This is a genomic window from Protofrankia sp. Cas8 (genome assembly GCF_963555845.1).
Lineage (GTDB): Bacteria > Actinomycetota > Actinomycetes > Frankiales > Frankiaceae > Protofrankia.
The window spans coordinates 7,993-11,744 of the sequence record NZ_CAUVXI010000178.1 but is presented as its reverse complement, the minus strand read 5'-3'; the positions used below and the strand labels follow the sequence as shown (position 1 = coordinate 11,744).

The window sequence follows — 3,752 nt, the reverse complement described above, 5'->3', positions numbered from 1 at the left end:
GTAGAGGGTGGTTTGTTTCCTCCCTCTTCCGTACAGGCGTTTTTCGCTCGCCACGTCAGACCGTCGGATTCTGAAGGGAAAGCCAGATGGAGAAGATCGTCTTTCACCGTCCGCAACTCGAGCGTCCGTCACTTCGGGAGCGGATCGGCGACATCTACGACACCGTCGGCACCACGCTCGCATCCGCCGCCCACCTGGTCACCTTGATCGGGATCGGGCACTTCGCCGAGGTCGGTCTCCGCCTGATCCTGCACGTCGGCTGACCGGACCCACGATGGCGCCGTTCTGACGGGCCGTGGTTGGGCATGGGCATATGCCCGTGCCCGCCGCACGGCCGTTCAGCCGTGCGTGCGTGGGCTGACGGCCCATCGCAGGCCAGACCGTCACAGCCGGGAAGGGGACCATGTCCACCAAGGTGCTGATCCGAAACGCCGGCGACAACATCGCCCGACGCGAGACATTCGACGCCGGCTCCCTGCGAGGGGAACGGTGGCCGGTCGGCCCTTACCTGGGCAGGCTTCCGGACGACTGGGTTCGCGCGTACCGGGCCGACGAAAACAACAGTGGAATCGAGTACCTGGTTTCCAGCTACGGGACGCCCATCGGCTGGGTGACCGGCACCGGGCGCGTCGTGACACCCGACACCTGGTACAGCATGACGACGTCGCGACACCAGGGAATCGCGCGGCGCAATCTGGCCACGCACAGCCCGTGGACGTGAATCGAAAGGGGAATATGCGCTATGGCCGTATGCGACACTGTCTTACCCGACTACCTGACCCGGTTCACACTCGGGGTGGTCGGTGAGCTGATCGAGGGTGCCCTGGTCGAATGGGACCCCGACCGGACAACGAATCTGCGCGGTGCCGGGTGCGACGGCACCGAAATCGAACTCCTCGACGAGGAAGCCTGTGCGGATATCGAGGATTTCCTGCTGCACGGAATCGGGGACATCGTCGCTCTCGCCCGACGTCTCGGCGACCGGGCACCCACTCCCGAAGACCTGGGCCGCGACTATGTCCTGTCGCGTCAGGGCGCCGGTGTTGGGCTGTGGGATCGCGGATACGGCCCCGAAGGTGACCGGCTGCACGCTCAGGCGCAGGCGTACGGAGACATCGTTCTGGAAGTCGCCGGACAGGAAGACGACTGCGACTCCTGGACTTTCAGCCTGCTCTGACTCTCCTCTGCTCCACAAGAAACCGGGACACGATGATGATCCACTATGTGGAACCAGGCGAGACCACAACCGTTGTCCTGCCGTACTCCGAAGTGTGCATGCACCTGCGAGTCGCCGGAAAAAGGATGCGCTGCATGGTGACCACTTCGGACCGCCGACACTTGCAGGTCCAGCTTCTGGATGACGACGCGCGCCCCTTCAGTTTCCCGGTCACCTTGGGTGAGGCCGGATTCTTCCGGGACGGTCAGGACCGCATTTACACGAGCAATTAGCGGACGGGCCGTGCGATGAGGAGACCTCCGGCGAAGGGGTGACAACCGCACACCCGCCGGCTCAGTCGCGTCGAACCGGTAGCACGACGGCGGGTATCGCGCCGCGCTGCCAACTCCGACGGCGTACCGGTCGCGGGAACACAGGGAAAGGCGGCCCGATGGACAGCCACGTTCACCATTTCAGCACCACCGGGGAAGCGCGCCGCGCGGCCCTCGACCACGACGCGATCCACGACGGTGACATTCTTGTCGTCCCGGCCGAAGGCGTCATCGCCATTGTCTACCACGGTCACTCGTGTGCGATCACCCACGCTACCGGCGCATTCGGCCGACTCGACGCCGACTGGCTCACAGTCGACAGCGGCGCATACGCCCACAGCTTCGGTCTCGCGCTCCTGGAACAGGACCGCCGGATGCGGGCCGTCATCCCGCGCGTCGTCATCCGGCTTCGGGCCGGCGAGCGGGTACGGGACGTCGTCTACGGGCGAACCGGAACCATCCTCGCTACCTATGCATCCGGGTCCATTGTCCGTGTCCGCTGGAAGGCGACCCGCGAACCCCATCCCGTGACGGACATCGGTGCCGTCCGGCTGATCCGCGACCTGGACACACCGCGCCGCGGATAAGCCGCGGACGCCACCGCGAGCGGACCGGGCAGGAGCCCGTTGGAAGGAGAAACAATGGACGTTCCGACGTGCCTCGCCTCGGGATCGATCAGTGTCGACGCGACGGACACGGTGCGCGCGATCCTGGACAGCGTCCGGGAAGCCGACGCCCCGGCCCTAGCGACGATTCTCCGCCGGGCCGCGCGGCCCGGGAGCGTCGACACCGCAACCAGCGTCTACGTGGCGGACGCCTTCACCAAGATCCGCCGTGGGGATGTGGGCCCCCGCAGCGTCGACGGGCCGGACTGTCTGGAGGAGACCGACACCCTCCGCGAGCTGGAGAAACTCGGCTACCTGGAATTTGATGATCTGGCGTACGAGACCAGCGACGACACCTACCTCGACGAAGGGCGCGCTCTGACCGCGCTGCGCGTGCTCCGGCCGTTCTGCGTGGTCACGGTCGTGTACCGGTGGACACGCGGCCAGCTGGGGCCCGCCGATCAGTGGGACATCGTCAACCATTCCGGTGTCGTCTGGCCCGGGACCTACGTGCAGGGCACCGTGGGCGATTTCCGCCAGCGCGATGTGGGCGTGGTGTACGCCGGCCCGCTGGACGGCGTCGACACCGACGCCCTGCGCTACGCGATCCGGGAAGGCTCCGACGTCTACACCTGCCACGCCGTGTGCGACAGCTGCGACAGCGACTGGTACGCCGCCGACGGCTCGTGGGCGTTCCGCCGCAACACCGCGGCCCACGACTTCGACTTCGACGACGCCCGCCGCATCACCAACGGCACGATCATGTGCCCGGAACCGCTGTCCCTGTCCGGGCGGGTCGGCTTCACCGTCGGCTGAGCAGACGAGCCGGCGCGGCACGACATTCCGGCCTTGCCGGATCAGCCGGCCGCATCATCCACACCTGGCGGACATAACCGGCCGAAACAGGCCAGAAGCTAACAAACAGGTCTGGAAAGGACGAAGCATACAGGGAGACAAACATGGAAAGCACACAGGAATCTGGTGAGCACACCGGCCACAGGACGATCACGATCCGGCACAGCCGGGCAGCCGGCACGCTGATCGACGGCACCACGCGGGCCGATTACCCGACGCTGTCACCGATCTTCAAGCGGCATCGGGTCCGCTGGTCGGACCACATCGGCGACGACGGAGCCTGGTTCTGGCGCAACAGCCGCGGACGACGCGCGGACACGTGGCGGATCAACGAGCTGGCCGGCGCGCTGCGCGCCGCCGGATACCCGGTCACGGTCGAGATCGACGAGACGCCGATCATCGACATCGCGGCGGTCGAGGCGTCCCGTAGCCAGCGGGCCGCAGATCGCGCCGACTACCACGCTGACGCCGCCGGGCGTGCGGCGGCCCGCGCCGACGCCCGCTGGGAGGCGGCCCGCGCCATCCGCGACCACATTCCGCCCGGACAGCCGGTGCTGGTCGGCCACCATTCGGAAGGTCGGCACCGCCGAGACCTGGCCCGTGCAGACGGCCACGAACACGCCTCGGTCGAGGAAGCGGATAAGGCCAACTACCACGCGGGCCGCGCCGACACGGCGGCCCGCTACCAGCAACACCGGGAGAACGTTCCCCGGACGCTGCGCCGCATCCGAAAGCTGGAAACCGACCAGCGCGTCGCACAGCGCGCGCTCGCTACGGCGGCCCGCCGCGCCGAACAGTGCGGGA

Annotated in this window: 6 protein-coding genes; all 6 read left to right on the top strand. The window is 67.3% G+C overall.

The genetic code is table 11. The features are described from left to right. Positions 1-86 precede the first annotated feature (86 nt). The gene (locus U9977_RS20900; protein WP_322750984.1) at positions 87-263 is read left to right on the top strand and encodes a hypothetical protein; all 177 of its coding nucleotides are present in this window, start codon (positions 87-89) and stop codon (positions 261-263) included. A 140-nt stretch (positions 264-403) separates the two neighbouring features. After that, entirely contained in the window at positions 404-721 is a 318-nt protein-coding gene (locus tag U9977_RS20895; protein WP_322750983.1) for a hypothetical protein, read from the top strand. 21 nt (positions 722-742) lie between these two features. Further along, positions 743-1,177: a hypothetical protein gene (locus U9977_RS20890; protein WP_322750982.1), complete on the top strand. Its 435-nt coding sequence runs from the start codon at positions 743-745 to the stop codon at positions 1,175-1,177. A 430-nt stretch (positions 1,178-1,607) separates the two neighbouring features. After that, positions 1,608-2,075, top strand: coding sequence for a hypothetical protein (locus tag U9977_RS20885; protein ID WP_322750981.1), 468 nt, complete (start codon positions 1,608-1,610; stop codon positions 2,073-2,075). 54 nt (positions 2,076-2,129) lie between these two features. Next, on the top strand, positions 2,130-2,909 hold the full coding sequence (locus tag U9977_RS20880) for a hypothetical protein (protein WP_322750980.1): 780 nt from the start codon (positions 2,130-2,132) through the stop codon (positions 2,907-2,909). Between the two features lie 143 nt (positions 2,910-3,052). After that, a partial coding sequence (locus U9977_RS20875; protein ID WP_322750979.1) for a DUF3560 domain-containing protein occupies positions 3,053-3,752 on the top strand: 700 nt, incomplete at its 3' end.

Bases quoted from the DNA above. Each gene is read 5' to 3' on its own strand.
- U9977_RS20900 (WP_322750984.1), top strand. From the start codon at position 87: ATGGAGAAGATCGTCTTTCACCGTCCGCAACTCGAGCGTCCGTCACTT.
- U9977_RS20895 (WP_322750983.1), top strand. From the start codon at position 404: ATGTCCACCAAGGTGCTGATCCGAAACGCCGGCGACAACATCGCCCGA.
- U9977_RS20890 (WP_322750982.1), top strand. From the start codon at position 743: ATGGCCGTATGCGACACTGTCTTACCCGACTACCTGACCCGGTTCACA.
- U9977_RS20885 (WP_322750981.1), top strand. From the start codon at position 1,608: ATGGACAGCCACGTTCACCATTTCAGCACCACCGGGGAAGCGCGCCGC.
- U9977_RS20880 (WP_322750980.1), top strand. From the start codon at position 2,130: ATGGACGTTCCGACGTGCCTCGCCTCGGGATCGATCAGTGTCGACGCG.